This is a genomic window from Streptomyces sp. C, assembly GCF_000158895.1.
In the GTDB taxonomy this organism is placed as follows: Bacteria; Actinomycetota; Actinomycetes; order Streptomycetales; family Streptomycetaceae; genus Streptomyces; species Streptomyces racemochromogenes.
On record NZ_GG657751.1, the window covers coordinates 448,652 to 465,894 of the forward strand.

A 17,243-nucleotide genomic window follows, 5' to 3' on the forward strand; every position below is an offset into this window, starting at 1 on the left:
GACGACACCGCGGTCGGTGTGGCCGGGGACCAGGGTCAGCCGGTCGGCTGCCGGGTCGTAGGCGATCGCATCGCCGGGTTCCTGGAAGTGCAGCGCGACCGGCGCGCCGGCCCGGTAGGCATCGATTCCGGCTCGGCAGTAGGCGACCATCGGCTCCGGGAGCCCGTCGAGCGCGAACCAACCGATCGCGTCGCACTTGTCCGCCTCCACGACCCGCTCGGTGCCGCTCCAGCGGCGGACCTCGAAGAAGAGCCCGACCCTCGCCTGACCGCCCGGTGGCCGGTGGCCGGTGGCCGGTGGTGCACCGTGACCGCCGCCCGCACGTCCGCCGCCTCCACGACGAGACCGGTCTCCTCCAGCGTTTCGCGTACAACGGCGTCGACGACGGTCTCGAGCTCCACATGACCCGACGGCGCGTGCCACAGACCGCTCGCGTATACGTCGCCGGCGCGACGGGACAGCAGCAATTCCGGGCCCTGATCTCCGTCACGGACGGCGAGCAGGTGCACGTCCGCCGGCACGGTGTGCCGCCCGCCGCTCACGCCTTGCCTCCCGGACGTCGGGCCAGCAGCACGGTGAACACCGCGTCCTCGACGAGGCCGGTGTGCTCGCTGTGGCGCTCCAGCAGCTCCAGGGCTTCGGCTTCGAAGCGGTCATGGCGGTCGTGGCGGTCGCCGAAAAGGCCCGGGCGGGCGAAGCTCGTGCTGCGCAGGTAGCCGAGGACCTGAGCCGGCGTCCAGACACGGCGGACAGGGAATCGGCGCTCGGTGACCTGGTGGAACGGCGATGCGGCGAGGTCATCCTCGAACCGCCGGCCCGGTCCGGCGTACACGCCGCCCGTGCCCGCGCGGCGCTCGTCGCCCAGGTAGGACTGGATCAGCTGCTTCAGCGCGGCCGTCCACTCCGCCCGGTAGGTCCACAGGCTGCCGTCCCCCATGATCGCCACCGTGGCCTCGGGAGTGGTGGCACGGTCGGCCATCTTCAGGACGGCGGACCGGTCCATCCAGTGGAATGACCGCGCGCAGGTGATCAGGTCCGCCCGGTAGCCGTCGCACGGGGGCGTGAAGTCCTCGGCTGCCACCGGGTGGAAGCCGGCCGGACGGGCGCCCAGCAGGGGTTCGAGAGTGGTGGCGGCCTGGCGGAGCATGTCCTGGTCCGGGTCGACCAGGTCCACGCGGTCGATCCGGGGAACGGCCGGGAGCAGAGCGGCAGGCACCTGGCCCGTGCCGGAGCCGAGGTCCAGGAGGGCCGGGTGATCGGCTGTCCGCATCGTTTCGGCGAGGAGCGAGACGGCCTCCGGCGGGATGCCGGGGCGGTGGCGGGCGTAGTCCGCCGCCGTCGACGTGAACAGTTCCTTGGGCTCGTTGTGCGGCGGGGTGGTCATGCGTCCTCCAGCAATTCCCGCAGCGCAGCGGCGTCGGCCTGCAGCTGTGCCTCGTCCTGGCGCCCGTTGTCGAGGACGTCCCAGGGCAGTGGGCCGCCCGGCGCCGGGTCGGTGTCACCGGCGTACCGGGGGCAGACGTGGCTGTGCAGATGGGGTACGACGTTCCCGAGCGTGGAGAAGTTCAGTTTGATCGGCTTGTAGAAGGCCGTCAGGGCCCGGCCGAGCGCGAGGGTGTCGCGCCAGTAGGCGGCCGCGTCGGCTTCGGACAGGTCGGTCGGCTCGGCCGCGTGCGGGGCTCCGCGGTGGATGAGCACGCAGTAGCCGCGCAGGCGTCCGCTTCGCCACAGGTAGGCGTTGGCCACCTCGCCGCGGCGGAGCACGAGGCCCCAGCCGATGTCGTCCGCGGAGTAGTCGTTCGCGCACATGGGACATCCGTCGCCGGCGCGGTGGCGGAGGAAGGTCTCGGGCCAGCCGACCGGCACGCCAGGGCTGACTGCTTGGGGGTGAACGGTCGGTGGCTGGGGCACCCGAAACTCCTTTTTGCTGTGCGGCTGGTGGGGCGGTGGGGGCGGGGCCTGTAACGCGGTCATGGCACCTGCCGGGGCACGGCGGCGAGCGGAGGCAGCGTCCAGGACAGGGCCTTCGGGCCCGCGCCGGAGGTGACGTGCTGGACCCCGGAGCTGTCGTGGAGGTCGACCCGGTACCGCTCGGACCGTCCGGCCTGCTCCCAGCGAGCGTGGAGATCTTCGAGTTCGGCCCACACATCACGCGGCCCATGGACTCGAACGGTGCCGTCGCCCGGACCGGCCACGGCCCAGGAGTCGTCCTCGGGCGCGACGATCGTCATCGTCTCGGCCTGGAAGTCCCGGACCAGACCGGATGCGAGGTAGGCGGCGGCGAGCCAGAACCCGTACGCGTCGTCCGGCGGCGGCGCGAGCGGTGTGGACCGTGCCGTGCCGGGGTCGTCCTTGATGCGGGCGCGGTGGTCCACGGCGTTGAGCCACCGGTAGCCGAGCAAGGGCAGGTATCCGCGCGGCCGGCCCCGCAGGACTGCCTCGACCGTGCCGGCCGAGGTGCGGGTGACGAGGAGTTGTCCGGGCCAGCTCGGCGTACGGGTCGCGAGCGTGGTGAGCAGCCGGCCGCCCGGTGCGAGCTGCTCCACCCACGGCGCCGGGACACACGGCACACCGATGCCGGAGTGGATCCGGTCGTAGGGCGCCCTCGCCTCGTGCCCTTCGAGCGCGTCACCCTCGATCACCACCGCGCCGACGCCAAGGTGGTCCAGGTTCCGCTGAGCGAAGGCCGCCATGGGTCCGTCCCGCTCCACGCCGGTGGCCAGTCCGGGGCCGGTAATGGCGGCGGCGAGTGCGAGGGAGACGCCGGGTCCCGGCCCGAGCTCCAGATACCGCTGCCCGGAACCGAGTTCCAGGGCTTGGAGGACTTCGACCGTGGCAGGGGTGTAGGTGGACATGGACGTCATGTGTCCGCCGGTCACCGGCCCGCGGGGGAGAGCATCAAGGGGTTCACCGTCGCGCTGGAGCAGGATCGACTCGTCGCTGTGGATCAGCTCGAGCCACTCCTGACGGTCGTCCGGGTGGGAGCCGTCGAGGAGGCGCCATTCGATCGGGTCCGCACCCGGGCCGCTGACCCGGACATACGCGTGAGGGAGCAGGATCTCGCGCGGCAGGCGAAGCAGCGCGTCGCGCAGCAGCGAGTCGGTCAGGCCCCCCTCAGCCGTGAGCCGGTCGACCATGCCGGTGCGCCGACGGCCCGTCGCCGTGTGGAGGTCAAGAGCCATGAGCGGGGTCCTTCACCGGAGTGGGCGCGGCAGTGGGCATGGTGGTCAGGCGGCGGACCGGCGAGGCCCACAGCAGTGCTGCCGGCACGAGGTAGAGCAAGGTCCCGGCGATCAGCGCGGCATGTACGGAGAAGGCGGCGGCGATGGCGCCGGCCGTCAGGGCGGCGGCCGGGCGCAGTCCGGTGACCAGCCAGACGGAGGTCTGCTGCGCACGGGACTGCAGCTCGGGAGGGCACAGTTGCTGGCGCAGGGACCGCTGTGTCGTGCCCGCCGCGACCGCGGCCGCCGTCCTCATCGCGCCGGCGGCCGCGATCACGCCCAGCCACACCGGTTCCGGCCGGGCGACGAGAAGGGGCACGCCGCACACGGCGTAGGCGAGGAACCCGGTCAGCAGCACGCGTGCCGGCCCGACCCGGTCCACAAGACGGGTGGCGACCACTGCCCCCGCGAGGCCGCCGACGGCGGCTACGCCCATGACCTGGCCGAGACCGGTGCTGCCGGAGTCCAGCCGGGTCAGCAGCGTGTACGCGAAGTACGTCGTCACGATCCCGTCGGCGAAGGCGAGCCCGGCGAGCGAGAGCACCAGCGGGCGCTGTATCGGATCGTGCATCACGTAGCGCACCCCCTCGCGGATCGCGGCGCCCATCCGCGTGGGCCGCTCAGCCGCCGCCCGTCGTGCCTGGCCGGGCTGGATCCGGGAGGCGCACCAGGCGCTGAACAGGTACGAGACGGAGTCCAGCCACAGGGCGCGGCCCGCACCGAGGAGGCCCACGACGAGGGTGCCGCCGTAGGTACCGGCCGTGTCCGCCAAGGAGAAGGCGCCGGCGATCCGCGCGTTCGCCGGATGCATGTGGTCGCGGTCGACGATCTCGGGCACGATGGCGATCGACGCGGCCTGGTGCAGCACGGTCAGTGCCCCCAGCAGCAGGGCGACCGCGTAGAGCACGGGCACGGACACGACGCCCACGGCCCAGCAGACCGGCCCCACGGACACCACCGCGGCTGCGGCGAGATCCGTACCGATCATGATCTTCTTCTTCGGGTACCGGTCGCCGGCCACCCCGGCGGGCAGCGCGAGAACGAACGCGGGCACCGTCGCCGCGGCGGCCAGCAGCGACACCTGGCCGGGGGAGGCGTCCAGCTCCAGCACCGCGATCATCGGCAGCGCCACGCCGTGGACCGATGACCCCGCGAGGGTCACCGCCTCGCCGACCCAGTACGCGCGAAAGGACCTGTTGGCGCGCAGGGGAACGGCGGCCGCGCCTTCCGCGGCCGTTTCATGGACGGTGCTGGTGGGCGTCACGATCGGCTCCGCCCCGGTCGGCGGGCCAGGGTGTGCACGAGGTGACCCAGGTCCCGGTAGGGGCTCCGGGAGGACGCGGCCCACTCCAGCTCCAGCGCCGCCGCGTAGGCGGCCGGATCCGGAGCCCAGGTGTCGTCGAAGTGGTCATGGAAGATCCGCACACCCTGCCACGGCTGCGGACTCAGCCCGTGCTCGGCGGCGAGCCGGTCGAGGGCGTCGGGGTCGTCACCGCGGGTTTCCCGGCCGAGATTGCCCACGCTCCGGTCCGCTTGGGACACGATGAGCCGGCACGCGGTCTCGGAGTCTCCGGCGAGAGCCTCGCGTACGCCGACGGCCCGGCTGTTCTTGGCGAGGATGCTCAGCAGGCCGCCGGGCGCGACGAGCCCTGCCAGACGGACGACTGCCTCACCGGGATCGTCCAGGTACATCAGCACGCCGTGGCAGCACACCCCGTCGAACGGCTTCCCGTCCAAGGAGAGGGAGTCCAAGCCAGCGTTGACGAGTTGGACGCGGTCGGCGAGCTCGGGCCGGGCCGCGAGACGGTCGGCCGCGGCCGCCAGCATGGTGGCGGCCGGATCGACGCCGGTCACCCGGTAGCCGGCGGCGGCGAGGCGCAGCGTCATCTCGCCGTTCCCACAGCCGACGTCCAGAATCCGAGCGGGTGCGGCCGGGAGCTCGGCGAGAAGCCGGCGTTCCACCAGGTCGTGACGTAGGCGGCCCCGCGCGCTGTCGGAGTGAGCGGCGTACGCAGCGCCCACGGAGTCGAATCCGGTCACCGCGTCCATCCCAGTTCCGTGTAGACGCGTCCGGCCCGAATGCCCTCGATCGCAGCGCGCGTGTAGGGGACGACCTGCTCGGGAAGGTCCTTGACGTTCCACCACTCCCACTGGACGCACTTGTCCGGCTCCCGCAGTTCCGGCTCCCCCTCCCAGCGGAGGGCGCGGAAGAAGAGCTGGATGCGGGGCGGGTCCGTGGGCTGTTCCCTCATGTGCACGGTGTGGACGAGCTCGACGTCGGCCGCCTCGATGACCAGTCCCGCCTCCTCGTACGCCTCCCGCACGAGGCAGGCACTCGCGGCCTCCGCCTCGCAGTGGCCCGCCAGCACGTGCCAGGAGCCGCCCGCGTAAGCCGAGTCGGGATGCCGCAGGCCCAGCAGGACCTGCCCGCCGCGTTCCAGGTAGAGGTGAACACCGACCACGTTCAGCACGGTCCCGGCCGGCGCCTGCGCCCGCGCGGTCCCTGCGGGCGCCACCGGACCGTCGGCGAGCAGGGGATGATCGACGGCGTGCTGCTCCAGCAGTTCCCGGGTCGAGGGCCGCATCGTCATGTACGGGAACTTCTCGGGCCGCACCCAGGCCAGCATCACGCCCTCGGTGAGAGGCAGACGGGCCGGGTCACCGTTCCAGAGGCCGGTGAACAGCTGGATCGGCACCCTCGTTCCGTCGGTCCCGGTGACGTGCTCGACCGCGTACGGCTCCAGGTCCGCGACCGTCAGGCCAGCCTCCTCGTGCAGCTCCCGACGGACCGTGTCGAGCAGGGTACGGTCCTGCGGCTCCCGACCGCCGCCGAGCAGCGACCAGCACCCGGGCTCCCAGATCCACGGCTTGTTGGCGTCCCGCAAGTGCAGCAAGTACCGGCCCTGGCCGTCGTGGATGATCGCGGAGGCATTCACCGCAACGGTCACCCCGTCCAGTGCCGAGCCGGCGAGTTTCTCGCGCAGCGTTGGGGAGGACACTTCGTCGAACGGCAGCCACGCCGATCCCGTGACCTCCCCGGCCTGCAGCGCGAGCTCGGGCGCACTGTCGGCGAGGTAGAAGACGAAGCGCAGGTCGTAGTGCCGGTGGGCCGCTTCGCCTCGTGCCGGATTGGGGTCGATGGCGTGGACGTCGATGTCGACCGGCTCGTCCCGGAGCTCGGGCGTGAGGACGAGAGAAGAAGCCGGGATTCCCGTCTCCTCCTCTACCTCGCGCAGGGCAGCGGCCAGGAGAGTGTCGTCGCCTGCCTCGACGTGACCGCCTGGGGCGAGCAGCACTCCTCCGCTCGCCTTGTGGCGGATGTGCAGGACCCGCCGGTGCCGGTCGATCACTACGGCGCTGCACGTGATGTGGGCAGGAAGGGTGGTGCGGTTGGTCGGCTCGGCGCCGGCGTCCAGAGCCGCCAGCAGGCCGGCCAGGGCGTCTCGTTCGCCGAAATTCCGGTCGAGGTAGGCGGTGACCACGGTACGGATGTGAGAGGGGGAGGGCGGCATCAGAACCTCGGCGCTGAGGGGACAGGGGTGTCACGCGGAGCCGGCTCGGGCTCTTGTTGAGCCGGGCACGGGGGGCAGGGGCGGCTTGGCTGTCAGCGAGGGGACGTATGTGACGGGGCGTGATCGGTCAGCGGTCCTGGGAGAGTTCCAGCAGTTCGGCGAAGGTGCCGCCAGCGTGGATGAGGTCGTCGTACCTGCCCTGTTCGGTGATCCGGCCGTCCTCCATCACGATGATGTGGTCAGCGATCTTGGTGTTCTCCAGGCGGTGGGTGACCATGATCGTGATGCGGTCCGCGGCGATGGCCTTGATCTGCTCGAAGATCTGGTGCTCGCCGCGAGGGTCCATCTGGGAGGTGGGCTCGTCGAGAATCAGCAGCCCCGGGCGCCGGTACAGGGCCCTTGAACAGGCGATGCGCTGCCACTGCCCGCCGGAGAGTTCCGAGCCGCCGAAGACGTCGCGGGCCAGGAGGGTGTCGAGACCGGCGGGCAGGTCTTCGACGGCCTCGCGCAGGCCTACTGCGTCGATGGCTTCCCACACGGGGGTGTCGTCGTGGGTGCGGGGCTGGCCGAGGGTGACGTTCTCGCGGACCCGCAGCGGCCACTGGGCGAAGATCTGCGGCACCAGGCCGGTGTTCGCCCACACCGTGGCGGGGTCCATCGCGGCCAGGTCGGTGCCGTTCCATGTGACCGTTCCCTTGTCGGGCAGGTAGATCCCGGTCAGCAGCCGGGTGAGCGTGGACTTCCCCGACCCGTTCGCACCGACGATCGCGAGGATCTGCCCGCGCCGCAGCGCGAGCGAGACACCGTTTACGGCGGGCTTGTCCTTACCCGGGTACTGGTAGACGACCTCCTCGAGCCGGATCTCCTCGGTCGGCGCGGCATGCGGGTGGGGGCCGCGCTTGGGGGCGCGGGCGGCGGCATCGTCGAGGAAGGCCTGCATGTCACTGAGGTACAGGCTGGTGTGGAAGACCGCGGCGCCGTTGATGACCACCTGGGACAGCGCGGCGAGCGTGGTCTGCACGGCGATGACCGCCGTCGCCGCGACCGCGAGCTCGACCCGGCCGGAGACCGCCAGCCACGCCAGCGCGCCCCAGGTCGCGACGAGGAAGATGCCGCCGGCCAGCGCGGAGAGCAGGGCGATCCGCAGGGTCCGCGGCGCGGCGGCCAGGGTACGCCGGTCGCACCGGTCGGACAGAGCCCGGTACCAGTAGATGAGGTAGTCGGTCATCGAGTTGGCGCGGACTTCGTCGCCGTACTTCGACTCGGTCGCCCACCAGCGCATCATGCCGCGCACGTTGCGGTCGGCGACGTTGGCGTAGTGGATCTCGTAGTCGACCCGGGCGGTCAGCACGGCGCCGACGCCGGCCGGCAGCACCGCGAGCAGGAGCGGCGGCAACATCCACGGGTTCAGCACCGACAGCACACCGCCGGCGGTGACCATGCGGATCAGCGCGGACAGGAACCGCTGAGCGTCGGTGACCATGACGTGCGTACGGACCACCCCCATCTCGGCCGCCTCATGCCGGTCCGAGAAGCCGTCCTCCGCGTAGGCCGAGGCCTCCACGCGGCACACCGCCTCGACCAGCGCGGTGTCCGTCTCCGTGGTCAGCCGCGGAGTGATCCGCCGCTCGGCGTACGCGGCGACCGCCCCCGCAGTGCGTGCCAGCGCGGCGGCGAGCGCCACCACCAGCAGTGCCGGCAGGGCGCCGCGCAGCCGCTCGCCGGCGGTGCCGTCCCCGAGGACGGGTGCCATGGCGCGGGCCGTGGCGGCCAGCAGTACGGCGGCAGAGACGCCTGTGACTACCTGGCAGCCGAGCAGGAGCTGCACGGCCCGCCGGTCGGTCCGCCACGACAGCCGTGCGATCCGGCCCAGGACGGCCGGGATCTGGGCGCACATCCGCCGGAAGGAGACCTCGGCGAGCGGGTTGACGGAGTACTGCCCGCTGTACGTGATTTCCGCTGGCAGGGGCGGCGGAGGCGCGGTCTTCTGCTGTTCGTTCGTTGCGGCCGAGGTCAAGGCGGGTCCCCCTAAACGGTCGTCCGGCGTGTTCGTGAGGTTCAACGACCACGCCGAGATATCGAACTGGTGTATTTGAGTCGCTTCGGATTTCCCGAGATAGAGCGGCTGGGGCCGTATGGGGAATGCACGGACCCAATCCCCGCAACAGGTCTATGGAACGGAGCGGTTGGCCGAATCGCCGACGGTGGTGTCCTCACGTGTCCGCGGGTGACGTCCACGACGCGCGTCGCCCCCGTGGTCGACGATCACGCAGCCCGCTCCTTCCAGCCGCCGGTGGCCCCGACCGCCGCCACCGCGCAGCCAGACGCCACCGTCGACGGTGCCGGCCGCGCGGTATCCGGGACGGCGGTGTTCTTGACCGTGTCGAACTGGGCGGTCTGCTGGGCGGCGGTGCAGGCCCGGTGCGGGACGCCGAGGACCCCGTCCAGGGCTGGGCCCTTGCGTGGCCATGAGGGTCATGAACTCAGCGAAGAGCGGAACGCAGGGCCTCCTCGAAGACGGGTAGCTGGTCCAGCAGCATCAGATCGGCCTCGTGCCGCGCCCTGCCGTAGGACTCCAGTGCGGCATCGACGATGTGCGGACGCTTCACCGGTGCCGAGAACGGAAACGTCGAGCAGAGCACGGCTGCACAGCCCACACGGAGCGAGGACACGAGGTCGTTCGCGGATGCCTTGGGGTTGGCGTCCCGGTAGGCCAAGATGAGATCGGTGTATCCGGTGAGCCAGCCCTCGACACCGTTGGCCAGCACGCTGCTGGGGTCACAGCCCAGACGCGCGATTTCCCAGGCGAGGTACCCGGGTGCGGGCGGTCGGAAGTCCACGAACGCGGCGGCATCGTCGTCCTTCAACAAGACGTTGGGGCCGGACAGGTCGCCGTGCAGGATCTGGACCGTCAGCGATGGAAGCGCAGCAAGGATGCGCTCGACGCCACCGAAGAGAGCGTGCCGTTCACGCGTCGCCTGCAGCGACCACGCCTCGAACTCCCCCAGCCTGGGCTTGCTCTGGAACGCGAGAATCAGACCCTCATAGCTGCCTCGTGAGGCAGCCACATCACACACCGCGGCGCCAGGTTTTAGGGTGGGCGCGGCGGCGGGGTGAGCGGCGAGCCGACGGTGAAAGCGGCCCATCGCTGTGCCGACGGCTCCCCACCGTGCACCCCGCAGGCCTCCTTCGGCGGTCGCGGTGTGCGGCACGTACGACCACAGGGACAGCGGCAGGGGGCCGCGGGTCGCGATGAGTTCCTGCTCGCGTGTGCGGGTCGCCCGCGCGGTCGCGACACCTCCGCCGGCGCAGTACTCGGACAGGTCGACCGACGCCCGCTCCAGATCCAAGTGCTCCCAAGTGCGGTAGACCTTGGCGAAGTGCTTCCGGCCCGCCTGGTCCACGACGGCGTAGTTGTCCGTCGCGGTGCCCTCCGGGATACGCGTGATGTCTGCCGGGTGCATTCCGTACTCGAGCACCAGCGTGTCGGCGACCGCCTTGACCTGCTCCCCCTGCGCGGTGGGGCCGGGTGTGGAAGGCGCGGGGAGAGGGCTAGTAACGGGCTGGTGAGATGCGGTGGACATGGTCTCCTCGTCGAAACGCAGCGACATGCTCAGATGCCGAGTGGGCGGCAGGTGGTCCGTTCGATCAGGACGCGGCATGAATTGCGACCGCTGACTGCGGCGACCGAGCCAGGTGCAGCGCGGGTCCGCAAGGTCGCCGGCGGACACCACTCCGTCAATGCAGTCATCTGCTTGCGCCACCCTCGTTCGGGTTGTGGCAGCACCCGAGCCCGACCCGGCACCACCAGCTGCCGGCGGGGCACCGGCCGACCGAGCCGACACAGCGGCGCCCTGCCGCGTGAATCGGCTGATCGAGGCGCTGAACGCGGTAACCGACACCGGTTGCTCGCGGCGAGAGTGACTGTTTCGGCATCCCTTGGGCGGGGCGTAGGGCTGGCGGACGGGCGGCGCGGCACCAGGAGGGGGTGCTCGTCGCATAGAGTGCGGGCGCGCGGGTGTCCACGTCGTCCGTCAAGAGATGATCTCGGACGCCTTTGTTCTTGTCTCCGCAGGCACCCCTCGGGCCGCACCACCAGGAGGAACCAGTGTCGTCCCCGCAAGTGATCACCCCCGAGGCGATGCTCGCCGATGCGAAGAGGCAGCTGGGCTTCCCGCGTATCGTCGCGATCTGCGGCTCCACTCGCTTCATGGACGAGATGACCAAGGCCGATCTGCGGGAGACCAAGGCCGGAAGGATCGTCGTCAAGCCGGGTTGCGACCTGAAGTCGCCTCACGAGCTTTGGTCCAATCCTGCCGAGGCTCAGGCGCTGAAGGTTCGACTCGACGAACTGCACCGGTCGAAGATCCTGCTCGCCGACGAGGTGCTCGTCGTCGGCGACTACATCGGAGACAGCACCCGGGCAGAGATCGCCTACGCCCGGGAGCTGGGCAGGCCCGTGCGGTTCACACACCCCGAAGTCGACCCCGGCGCCTGAGGACCCGTCACCGCGCTCTCCACGGGCTCCCCGTTGGGATTGATCACCCAGCGGGTGGCGTGGTAATGAAAGCGAGCTCATGCAGCGGCACGCATCGCGGCCGTGATGGCGGCCGCGAGAGGCTGCCGGTGGTTCATCACGTAGAAGTGGTCGCCCTCGAACAGCTCGAGTCCGCGGAAGTGCCTGCTGAACGCTCGCCAGGAGAGCAGGCGGTCCTCGCCGATCAGCTTGTCGTTGCGGCCCCCGAACACCGAGAGCGGAACGGGCAGCGGCTCGGGGGCGTGCGGAGGCGCCCAGGTGTCCAGGAGTTTGAAGTCGCTGCGGAACACCGGGGCGAACGTGGACCAGACGGCGTCGTTGTCGAGGAGCTGCGGTGTGCTGCCGCCGACGCTTCGCAGCCAGCCGCGCAGTTCGTCGTCGGACATCAGGTGAGGTCGGTCGTCGGTGTCGGCCTCACCTCGCGGGGCGCCGTAGGCCGACATACCGAGCCAGATGGGGAGCGGGCCTCCCTTGTGGTGGAGCCGGCGGGTGAGCTGGTAGGCGATGAGGGCGCCCAGGCTGTGACCGAAGAACCCGAAGGGCCGGTCGAGCAGGGGAGCGATGGCGGTGTGGAAGTAGTCGACCAGCCGGTCGCAGTCGTCGATCAGCGGGAGTGTCTGCTGCTGGCCTCGGCCGGGGGCCTCCAGGAGGCAGAGTTCCCAGTCCTGGGGGAAGTGCTCCGCCCAGCCCCGGTAGAGCAGGTGTGAGCCGCCGGCGTGGTGGAACAGGAACAGGCGCACCTCCGGGTCGTCCAGCGGCCTCGGGCGGATGACCAGGCTGGCCGGCCTTTCTCCGACGTGCTTCGAGATGACGAAGGCGTGCAGCTCGGCGAGGGTCCTGGCACCGCTGACGACCACGGTGTTCTCCGGGACGTCGTACGCGTTCTCCACGCGGGTGGAGATCTCGAGCATCAGCAGCGAGTCGATGTCGAGCTCGTCGGTGAAGAGCGCCTCATCGGTCACCTCCTTGGGTTCGATCTCCAGGACGCCGGCTATCAGGGCGCGGAGATCCTCGATGTTCACGGTCGTACTGGTCATGCCTGTTCCCCCAGCTCCTGCGCGGAATGGACGAATGGTCGGTCAAGGGGTCAGCAGCACGGCGGCTGCCGCGTCGTGGCGAGGGCCTCCCGCAGTGGCGAGCACGTTCCCGGTGGCGCCGCCCTCGAAGTGGGCAGCCGCGGCGGCGCACTGCAGGACGCCCAGCGCCCCGGACAGGGGGCCCAGCTGGACTTCCAGGTCGATCCGGCGCGTGGCTGCGACCAGCTGGCTCGCCCCGGCATCCGCCTCGTCCCCGAGCCACAGTCCGACGGATACCTCCTCCGCCACACCGGCGCAGGTCAGCGCCGCGGCGAGGTCCCGGGCCCGTGCGTACCCGGTGATCTTGGCGCGAGGCCGTGCGCCACGGGAAGCGGCTGCGTCCGCCGGTTCGAGGACGACGGCGACCGCCGCGTCGGTGGACTGCTCGCCGAGCAGCTTCGTCGTCACGGCGTTGGCCGGTTCGACGCCGACGACGACGGCCGTTTCGGCGCGCCCGGCCAGGATGAGGTTCCGGGCCCAGGCGACGGCGTCCAGACCGCTCGTGACGCCGTTGCAGACGGTGAGGTTGGGGCCGCGCAGCCCGTAGCGGATGGCCACCCAGCCGGCGATGACGTTGCTTGAGGTCTGGGGCAGGCCCAGGGGGCTGAGGCCCCTGACGCCTTCTCTGGCGATCGTGTCGGTGGCTTCACAGACGCTGTCCGCGTTGCCGAGGTTGGTGCTGACCACGACGGCGGTCGCATCAGCCGCACCCGTGAACGTTTCGTCGGCGTCGGTCAGTCCCGCGTCATGGAGGGCGAACTCGGCGGCCCGCAAGGCGAGCCGGGACGCACGGTCCTTATGGCGCAGTTCGCGTCCGCTGAGTCCGGTGGCCGGGTCGAAGCCGCCCACCACGGGCAGCTGCCCAAGGAGGTCGCCGTACGTCGCGACACCGGGGAGCGCCAGTCCGATGCCCGTGACGACGACCTCCCCGACGTTCGGGTTCCCCGTGCGTCCGGCGCTCGTCGCGCTCATCGGGCTGCCTCCACGATCGCGACGGCGTTGATCCCTCCGAAGCCGAACGCGTTGATCTGCGCGATGGCCAAGTCACCGGCGGCGGGAGAGCCCTGCACCAGGCCCAGTCCTGCGGCCTCGGGGATCGGATCGGTGAGTCCCAGGACCGGGGGTACCGTCCCTTCCTTCATGGCGAGCACCGCCATCACGAGGCTGAGCAGTCCCGAGCCGCCCAGAGTGTGGCCCGTCATCGCCTTGATGGCGGTCATCCGCGGACCGGGTCCGGAGCTGTCGAAGATGCGGCGCAGCACGCTCGACTCCGTCGCGTCGTTGAGGGGGGTGCCGCTGCCATGCAGCATCACCAGGTCGATGTCACGGGCCCGCACCCCTGCTCTGCTGTAGGCATCGAGCACCGCGTGGGTGATGCCGTCGGGGTCGGGCGCGGTGGCATGGTTAGCGTCGCAGTTCATGGACACACCGCGCACCCGGGCGTGCACGGGCCCGTTCCCAGTGCCAGCGCGCTGGACGACGACGGCCGCCGCGCCCTCACCCATCAGCATGCCCTTGTGGGTGGTGTCGACGGCACGCAGCGCGTCGGGGATGCCGTTCTGTACCCGGTCGAGCGTGCCGAAGCCGCTCTCGGTGGCGGAGTCGGTGCCCGCGACGACGACCGTGTCGGCCATGCCGGCCTCGATCATGTCGGTGGCCATGCCGAGCGCGTACAGCGTGGCGGAGCAGGCGTTGGCGAACGTGTACGTGGTGGACGCTCCGAAGGCTCCCTGCAGGGCGGTGCCGAAGTGCAGGTCTTCGAGGGCAACGTCCGCGCCGTCGCGCCACCACAGTTCGAGGCTGCGCTGTTCGCGCATGGTGGTCCCGACCAGCACAGGTACCTGGGACAGGTCCTCGCCCAGGCCCGCGTCGGCGACTGCCTGGCGCACGACGGTGGTCAGCCAGCGGGTGGCGCGCCGCGGGATGTCGCCGCCGTCCTTGGGCCGGTCGTCGATCTCGTAGGCGTACGCCGCCCGGTACTTGTCCGGGTCGAACGCCATCAGGGGCCTGCGGCTCTCCCGGCCCGCACACAGCGCGGCGAAGATCTCCCCGGGGGTGGCGCCGACGTTGGCAACGGCCGCCATGCCCGTGATGTCCCAGGTCACGGTCGGGCTGCCGCCTTCCTCAGCTCGAAGGCGGCCACCTTGCCGGTCGACGTGGTCGGGAGCTGGTCGAGGAACTCCAGCCGGGCGGGGCGCTTGAAGGCGGCGAGCCCGCCACGGATCGCGGCGGTCACCGCGCGCCGCACCACGGCCTTGTCAGATCCCGGCCGGGCCACCAGGTACGCCACGGCCTGCTCCAGGCCGTCGGCGTCGCGGCTGCCGACCACCACGCAGTCCTGGACCCCGTCGACACCGCGGACGACGCTCTCGATCTCACTCGGCACGACCTTGTAGCCGCCCAGGTTGAGCACGTCATCGGCACGGCACAGATGGGTGAACGTGCCGTCCGGCTCACGGTGCACCACGTCGCCGGTGTAGGCGCCGCCGTCGGCGAAGGTGACCGCCGCGGCCTCCGGCCGGCCGATGTAGCCCAGGGCGACGGTAGGGCCGGCGATGTGCAGCCGTCCCTGCTTCCCTTCGGCGACCGGCGTGCCGTCCGCCGCGCGGACGGTCGCGGTGATCCCGGGCACCGGGACCCCGAAGGTCCCCGGCCGGTCCTCCTTCGGTGGGGTGCCGACGACGATGTAGAGGACCTCGGTCGCGCCGAGGCCGTTGAGCAGCTCGGCCTGGAAGGCGGCTCGGATCCGCTCGCTGAGCGGACCGGGCAGGTTCTCGCCCGCCGCCACGCACAGACGCACGGAGTCGACGCTTTCGGGGGAGAGCTTTGTCCCGGAGGTGTTCAGCAGCGCCGCGTACAGCCGCGGGACGGAGAACAGCACGGTGGGCCGGTGGTGCTGCAGCGCGGCAGTAAGGGAGTGGACGTCGACGGTGCCGCTGATGAGCGCGACGCGGGCACCGGCCGCCAGGGGGCACAGGACGGAGCTGCCGAAGCCGTAGCCGAAGGACATGCGGGCGCTGGACAGCACGGTGTCGTCGGGCGTCAGCGCCAGGACCGTGCCGACGCCGTCGGCCATGGCCGCGATCGCGCCCGCCGAGTGCCGCACCCCCTTGGGCATGCCGGTGCTGCCGGAGGTGTACTGCACGAGCGCCTCGCCCACCGCCCTCCACGCGGCCGGTGGCCCGGCCACCTCGGGGTGGTACGCGGGTCCAGCCGAGGCCGTCGCCAGGCCGGCGCGGACGTCGGCGCCAGCGAAGCGGGTGGTCGTGGTGAACAGTTCCTCCAGGGCGCGCTGGCGCGCGGGAGCTGCGTCCAGGTGAACCATCGCGGCGGAGCAGTCAGCGGCGATGTAGCGCACTTCGTCGTCCGTGAGCACCGGGCTGATCACCACGGGGATGCAGCCATGCCACCACAGGCCGAGGACGGCGGCCACGGTCGCCACGGAGTCGTCGGCGACCAGGAGACCGCGGGCGCCTTCGGGAACTCCGGCGGTACGCAGGGCGCCTGCGTACCCCCGGGCTGCCTCAAGGAGGCCCGCGTAGGTGATCTCCCCGGCCTGGGGGTCGAGGTAGCTGGCCCGGTCGCCCCGGCCGGCGGAGACATGGCGCACCACCAGGCGGTCGATCAGGTCGATCCCCTGGAGGCTCGTCGCCCGCTCGCCGAGCACGGCCACCGCGGCGTCCAGGCTGGTGAAGGCCGCCGCTTCCTGCGCGGACAGGGCTCCGAACTCGCGCTCGACCGCGACCACGACCTCGGTCTTCTCCAAGGAGCTCATGCCGAGTTCCTCGTAGAACTGGGCACCCGGCTCGATGGCGTCCTTGTCCACCTGAAGGACAGACGCCACGATCTCTCGCAGCCTGTCGCGCGCTATGTCGATGTGTTCCACCGGCGGGAGTCCTTTCCGTATCTTCGTAGCCGAGAAGCGGGGTCGGGTTGGGCAGAGAAGATGGAGCAGGCGATCTGTGTCCGGGGACTGCACCGTCCACCGCGACACGATCCGGGCGTGGATTCGGGAAGGGTGGGGCGGGGCGGTCCCCAGCAGGTTGGGCTCAGGCGCCCAGGCCCACCTCGCAGGGCAAGGACACCGACACGCCCTGGGGCTCCTCCGTGAAGATGACCCTCGTCCCGAGCGCGGACATGAAGCCGAGCTCGAAGACGGTGCCGCTTCCGACGCGACCGCCCGGGTTGCACACGACGACGGCGTCGGCCTGCCGAAACGCGTCCATGTGCACATACTTGTGCCGCCAGGTGTCGCGGTGGTTCTTCAGCAGGTCCTGGTACTCGAAGAGGATGAAGTCGGTGCCCTCGGTCTCCGGCTTGATCCTGGTGCTGCGGGGGCTCAGCACCTCGGTGTCGGTTTCGCGCAGCTGGGCGATGGTGCCCTCGATGTCCCTCAGCGACTGCTGGAAGCTGCCGCAGACGACGGCCGTTCGGAACTCGCGCCGGACCAGGCCTTCCAGCATGTCGGTCGAACCGCAGGCGGCCAGGGCCGTGTCCAGGTAGAACCGCTCCAGCTCGGGCCTCACGATGTTGAAGTACAGGCCCGTGTCGACGTAGACGCTGTTGACCAGCGTGGCCGCTTCCGGCTGCGGGAGCTGCTGGAAGACCCCGGTGGCGTGCACGCGCGTGCTCTTGTTGTCGATGGCGTCGGCGTACTGCTTGAGCCCGGCGCAGAACTCGCCGACGCGCTCCGCCAGGGCCTCGCCAGCGAGGCCGACTCCGAACGGAAGCCGTTCCCTCGTGAGCAGCTGCAGCTCGCCGCCCTGGGAGCGGTGGACGCTGACGTGTTGCGGGCCGAAGTGGACCAGGATCCTGCCGTCTGACACCACGGTGCTGTTCTCCTTCTTCTCGGTCCGTCGCGTTGGGCGCCCTTGGCCGGGGAGCCGGCCGCGGGAGG

The 17,243-nt window shown here is 71.0% G+C and carries 15 protein-coding genes; 1 reads left to right on the forward strand and 14 read right to left on the reverse strand.

What is annotated here, in order from left to right:
* Positions 1–35 precede the first annotated feature (35 nt).
* The 9 genes from SSNG_RS44545 to SSNG_RS35400 form a co-directional block, all read right to left on the reverse strand.
* Positions 36–542, reverse strand: coding sequence for an NUDIX domain-containing protein (locus tag SSNG_RS44545; protein WP_347232517.1), 507 nt, complete (start codon positions 540–542; stop codon positions 36–38).
* Positions 539–1,384 carry a class I SAM-dependent methyltransferase gene (locus SSNG_RS35365; protein WP_007268787.1) on the reverse strand — a complete coding sequence of 282 codons (846 nt, stop codon included), beginning with the start codon at positions 1,382–1,384 and terminating at the stop codon, positions 539–541. The genes SSNG_RS44545 and SSNG_RS35365 overlap by 4 nt, the downstream gene beginning before the upstream one ends.
* Positions 1,381–1,809: an HIT family protein gene (locus SSNG_RS35370; RefSeq protein ID WP_042804811.1), complete on the reverse strand. Its 429-nt coding sequence runs from the start codon at positions 1,807–1,809 to the stop codon at positions 1,381–1,383. Before SSNG_RS35370 ends, SSNG_RS35365 begins: the two co-directional genes overlap by 4 nt.
* A gap of 161 nt (positions 1,810–1,970) precedes the next feature.
* Positions 1,971–3,182 carry a methyltransferase gene (locus SSNG_RS35375; RefSeq protein WP_241695322.1) on the reverse strand — a complete coding sequence of 404 codons (1,212 nt, stop codon included), beginning with the start codon at positions 3,180–3,182 and terminating at the stop codon, positions 1,971–1,973.
* Positions 3,172–4,485, reverse strand: a complete 1,314-nt coding sequence (locus SSNG_RS35380) for an MFS transporter (protein ID WP_241695323.1) — start codon at positions 4,483–4,485, stop codon at positions 3,172–3,174. Before SSNG_RS35380 ends, SSNG_RS35375 begins: the two co-directional genes overlap by 11 nt.
* Positions 4,482–5,270 carry a class I SAM-dependent methyltransferase gene (locus tag SSNG_RS35385; protein WP_063749981.1) on the reverse strand — a complete coding sequence of 263 codons (789 nt, stop codon included), beginning with the start codon at positions 5,268–5,270 and terminating at the stop codon, positions 4,482–4,484. Before SSNG_RS35385 ends, SSNG_RS35380 begins: the two co-directional genes overlap by 4 nt.
* Positions 5,258–6,703: an NUDIX domain-containing protein gene (locus SSNG_RS35390; protein WP_347232518.1), complete on the reverse strand. Its 1,446-nt coding sequence runs from the start codon at positions 6,701–6,703 to the stop codon at positions 5,258–5,260. Before SSNG_RS35390 ends, SSNG_RS35385 begins: the two co-directional genes overlap by 13 nt.
* Before the next feature lie 157 nt (positions 6,704–6,860).
* Entirely contained in the window at positions 6,861–8,750 is a 1,890-nt protein-coding gene (locus SSNG_RS35395) for an ABC transporter ATP-binding protein (RefSeq protein ID WP_007268793.1), read from the reverse strand.
* Positions 8,751–9,216: 466 nt separating this feature from the next.
* Positions 9,217–10,344 carry a phosphotransferase gene (locus SSNG_RS35400; protein WP_241695324.1) on the reverse strand — a complete coding sequence of 376 codons (1,128 nt, stop codon included), beginning with the start codon at positions 10,342–10,344 and terminating at the stop codon, positions 9,217–9,219.
* A 497-nt stretch (positions 10,345–10,841) separates the two neighbouring features.
* Between SSNG_RS35400 and SSNG_RS35405 the strand changes: the two genes are divergently transcribed.
* On the forward strand, positions 10,842–11,231 hold the full coding sequence (locus tag SSNG_RS35405; RefSeq protein WP_007268796.1) for a hypothetical protein: 390 nt from the start codon (positions 10,842–10,844) through the stop codon (positions 11,229–11,231).
* Between the two features lie 77 nt (positions 11,232–11,308).
* On the opposite strand, the gene SSNG_RS35410 is transcribed toward SSNG_RS35405, so the two are convergent.
* The 5 genes from SSNG_RS35410 to SSNG_RS44550 all read right to left on the reverse strand — a co-directional run bounded on the left by SSNG_RS35410 (position 11,309) and on the right by SSNG_RS44550 (position 17,172).
* Positions 11,309–12,307, reverse strand: coding sequence for an alpha/beta fold hydrolase (locus SSNG_RS35410; protein ID WP_007268797.1), 999 nt, complete (start codon positions 12,305–12,307; stop codon positions 11,309–11,311).
* A 42-nt stretch (positions 12,308–12,349) separates the two neighbouring features.
* The gene (locus SSNG_RS35415; protein WP_007268798.1) at positions 12,350–13,318 is read right to left on the reverse strand and encodes a beta-ketoacyl synthase N-terminal-like domain-containing protein; all 969 of its coding nucleotides are present in this window, start codon (positions 13,316–13,318) and stop codon (positions 12,350–12,352) included.
* Positions 13,315–14,451: a beta-ketoacyl synthase N-terminal-like domain-containing protein gene (locus tag SSNG_RS35420; RefSeq protein ID WP_007268799.1), complete on the reverse strand. Its 1,137-nt coding sequence runs from the start codon at positions 14,449–14,451 to the stop codon at positions 13,315–13,317. Before SSNG_RS35420 ends, SSNG_RS35415 begins: the two co-directional genes overlap by 4 nt.
* Positions 14,448–16,232 carry an AMP-binding protein gene (locus SSNG_RS35425; RefSeq protein ID WP_277752179.1) on the reverse strand — a complete coding sequence of 595 codons (1,785 nt, stop codon included), beginning with the start codon at positions 16,230–16,232 and terminating at the stop codon, positions 14,448–14,450. The genes SSNG_RS35420 and SSNG_RS35425 overlap by 4 nt, the downstream gene beginning before the upstream one ends.
* A gap of 163 nt (positions 16,233–16,395) precedes the next feature.
* Positions 16,396–17,172, reverse strand: a complete 777-nt coding sequence (locus tag SSNG_RS44550; RefSeq protein ID WP_241695325.1) for a nucleoside 2-deoxyribosyltransferase — start codon at positions 17,170–17,172, stop codon at positions 16,396–16,398.
* Between the last annotated feature and the right edge of the window lie 71 nt (positions 17,173–17,243).